This is a genomic window from Cytophagia bacterium CHB2 (assembly GCA_030263535.1).
GTDB lineage: Bacteria > Zhuqueibacterota > Zhuqueibacteria > Zhuqueibacterales > Zhuqueibacteraceae > Coneutiohabitans.
The window spans coordinates 1-3,414 of record SZPB01000517.1; the positions used below are offsets into that span (position 1 = coordinate 1).

Here is a 3,414-nt window from a genome sequence, read left to right on the forward strand (position 1 = left end):
CGGTATCGCCGCCGGCAAACAACGGCCGGTCGCCATAGCGTTCGCCGCGATTCATTTCAACGATGCTGATCTGCGGCGGCACGGTGGTTTGTGCGCCCACCTCCAGGCCTAACGCGGCAACACTCAACTCATACGTTTGGCCGCTCTCCACGCGCAGCGATTCTGGAGGCAAAAAATAAATGCCGCCGACTTCATCGATAACATTGCCTTGATCATCGCGCACGATTGCCGGCGGATATTCTGCCAGCGTAAACCAACGGTCGCCCGCACGCCGGACACGCACCACTGCGCCGCGCACACGCGATATCGAAGCGTCGAATTTCTCTTCAATGGGAATGGTTTTGCTGACCACAATGCTATCCACGCCGCTGCCGGCTTTGAGAAACCCATTCACCACCAACTTCTCTTCAAACGCCGGTTCGGTGGGCTGGCCGCTGCAGGAGAGTAAAGCAAAACAGATTACAAAGATGATAAATATAGGGAAGCGGACTTCATTGACTATTTGCTGCATCAAAGACATGCGTTTTTCCCAAAATAATCTCAATCAATCTTCCAGTATCGGTCAACGTTAAAAACCTTTGTCCTCAAAAAATAGAAATCTCACAGCATTGCAAAAAAGGGCTTCTAAACTGAAGTTTTCCACTTCTACACACGAATTGAAAAAGATTAGCGTTCATTCGCGTTGATCAGCGGTTTGATGAAAGGGACTGTTAGATTGAATGGCGCTTCTCTTGTGGGATTTCATTTCCGTGGCCGAAGAGCCATCATAATTTAGTTTCAGCCTTATTGCAAGCATTTATTCCTGCGCGCTATTGGCCAGATAGTCGAGCAAATCGATACGGGTCAAGATCGTCACGGGTTTGCGCGCGGTATCGACGACGACAACGGCATTGCTTTGCCGCAATGATTCTTGCAGCGTCGAAATCGGCGTATGCAAACCCACCACTGCCACCTGGCGATTCATGCACTTCGAGACGAGCGCATTAGTGTCGCCCGCGCCCGCGGCAATGAATTCCATCAAATCTCTCTCGGAAATGATACCCACAAGCACGCCGCCGGAAGTCACGGGCAATTGCGAAATCCCCTTCTGACGCATGATGGCCACGACATCCCGGATGGTTTGCACATCTTCGGCGCATACCAGCTCCGGACGGTTTGATTCTTTCTCTAAAATATCACCGACTTGCCCGGCCGCCATTTTTGACTCGAAAAAGCCGTTGTCGCGCATCCATTTGTTGTCGACGAATTTCGTCATGTAATTGCGCACGCCGTCCGGCAATACCACGACACAATTCTGCCCGGCTTTGAGCCTGGGCGCTTTTTGCAAAGCGGCAAATAACACGGATCCGCTCGAGCCGCCAACCAGCAAACCTTCTTCACGAATCAGTCTTCGCGCCAGCAGAAACGAATGTTGATCCGTTGTCTTTACCCACTCATCGACCACCTCGCGATCCAATACTTCCGGGATAAAGTCATATCCGATGCCTTCAACTTTATAGGTGCCCACTTCCGTGCCGCCGGCGAGAATTGAGCCGACCGGATCCGCGCCCACGATCATGCAATTCGGGCGAATCTCTTTAATGCGCTTGGCAACGCCTGTGATCGAACCGCCGGTGCCCGCGCCCATCACCACCATGTCAATCTGGCCGTCGAGATCATTCAAAATTTCCTGCGCGGTTTCTTCGTAGTGCACGCGGGGATTGTTGGGATTGGAGTATTGATCAAGAATATGCGCATTGGGCAACTCGGATTGCAAGCGGCGCGCAACGCTGATGTGACTCTCCGGCGAATCGAAGGCGGCTTCGGTGGGCGTGCGAATGATTTCCGCGCCCAGCGCCTCGAGCACAACCTGCTTCTCGCGGCTCATTTTTTCGGGCAGGGTAATGATCACGCGATAGCCGCGCACCGCGCCCGCGAGCGCAATGCCGATCCCGGTGTTGCCGCTGGTAGGTTCAATCAAGGTATCACCGGGTTTGATCCGGCCTTCGCGCTCCGCGGCTTCCACCATCGACTTGCCGATACGATCCTTGAGCGAACCGCCGGGGTTTATGAATTCACATTTCGCGTAGAGATTGCAGGCCAATTGCGAACCGACGCGATGCAGCTTTACCATCGGCGTTTTGCCGATCACTTGCAGAATGTTTTCGAACAACATGATGTCCTCGCTTTGCTGGATGGTGGCCCGCCGCGATGCCGTGCGTGTTGTTTGTTGTAAATCTGCCGAACTGAAGGCGGGCCTGACTGCCAAAAAACGTGCGATGATAGGAAAATTGGCGGCAAGAAGCAAGGACGTCTTTGATTTAAATATTTTCATTCCGCATAAAAACACTTTAATGCCGGCTTGGCTGAGAATTGGGATTGTGAAAATTTATAAATTTCATGCACGGCCCAGGCTGTTGCACAAGCATTGTCTCAATATTCCATGCGCTCAGCAGATGCCGGCTGCCAAAATAGAAAAGCCCCCGCAACCTGCAGAGGCTTTTCCGTGATGTATGTGAAAGGAGCAGTTAAGGAAGGGGAGCAAAATCAGCAGCGCCGCCAATAACCCTCAACCCAATACCAGCCGCGACGATCGCGCGCCCAATAGCCATCAACCCATATGAAACCGCGTCTGTGCGCGACATAACGCCCGTCATGCCAAACATGCCTGCGGCCATTCCATCTCCAATGGCCGGAAACCCAGACTTTGCCTTTGCGATGCGATCGTTGTTTGACCACCACGACGCGCGGCGGAGGCGGCGGCCCGACACGCACATGAACACGAATCTGTGCAACACTCGTTTCAGGCAACCACAACATCCCGCTTGCAAAAGCCGCACAGGCCAGCATGATTTTGAACGACTTCATTTTCAAATCTCCTGTTTGAGTGTGTGCTTTGCACAATGCTTGACTTTGCTCGCCCTGCGTTTTTCCCTTTTTGCAACGATGATGCCAAGTGATGAACGATAAGCGCAAGAATTGTAAACTTAAAAATTCCAATCAACAATTTTTGAGCTTGCATATTCAAAAATTAAACTTGTTGTAGAAATTCTGTAGAATTTTATTCGCTATTGCAGGCAACCAACACAGGTGGCAAGTTAGTTGATACCAGATGAAAATAGGCCAACGCCTGCGGTGTCCTCGTTGCTCTATACTTTTTAGATTGGTCACCGATGAACACGGAGGTGCAGAGATTTTTGCTTACCGGCGGCCAGTGTGAATAAAAGTTTTGTCCGCAACTATGCGCTTGCGAACTTACATTTAGGGGGTGGAATAGAATGAGTCATCCATTAAATTCATTGGGTCGTTTGATTTGCCCGCCCAATCGGGGCAATTTGTAAAGGTGATTTATTCCACCCCCTTTAGCCATTACCAACACTGCTTTGTCCGCTTGCATTTATGAATTCGATGCCTTATCATTTGTTCACTGTGCCT

4 protein-coding genes are annotated in these 3,414 nt (G+C 51.2%); 1 reads left to right on the plus strand and 3 read right to left on the minus strand.

The genetic code is table 11. From position 1 onward, the window contains the following. Both FBQ85_28235 and FBQ85_28240 read right to left on the minus strand, forming a co-directional pair. The coding region (locus FBQ85_28235) for a DUF4249 family protein (protein MDL1879023.1) at nucleotides 1-520 on the minus strand (520 nt) is incomplete at its 3' end. A 276-nt stretch (nucleotides 521-796) separates the two neighbouring features. Further along, nucleotides 797-2,155, minus strand: a complete 1,359-nt coding sequence (locus FBQ85_28240; protein ID MDL1879024.1) for a cystathionine beta-synthase — start codon at nucleotides 2,153-2,155, stop codon at nucleotides 797-799. Between the two features lies 1 nt (nucleotide 2,156). Between FBQ85_28240 and FBQ85_28245 the strand changes: the two genes are divergently transcribed. Then, nucleotides 2,157-2,489, plus strand: coding sequence for a hypothetical protein (locus FBQ85_28245; protein MDL1879025.1), 333 nt, complete (start codon nucleotides 2,157-2,159; stop codon nucleotides 2,487-2,489). A 37-nt stretch (nucleotides 2,490-2,526) separates the two neighbouring features. On the opposite strand, the gene FBQ85_28250 is transcribed toward FBQ85_28245, so the two are convergent. Further along, nucleotides 2,527-2,847 carry a hypothetical protein gene (locus tag FBQ85_28250; protein MDL1879026.1) on the minus strand — a complete coding sequence of 107 codons (321 nt, stop codon included), beginning with the start codon at nucleotides 2,845-2,847 and terminating at the stop codon, nucleotides 2,527-2,529. Between the last annotated feature and the right edge of the window lie 567 nt (nucleotides 2,848-3,414).

Coding starts and splice junctions, on each gene's coding strand:
- FBQ85_28240 (MDL1879024.1), bottom strand. CDS start 2,155: ATGTTGTTCGAAAACATTCTGCAAGTGATCGGCAAAACGCCGATGGTA.
- FBQ85_28245 (MDL1879025.1), top strand. CDS start 2,157: ATGTCCTCGCTTTGCTGGATGGTGGCCCGCCGCGATGCCGTGCGTGTT.
- FBQ85_28250 (MDL1879026.1), bottom strand. CDS start 2,847: ATGAAGTCGTTCAAAATCATGCTGGCCTGTGCGGCTTTTGCAAGCGGG.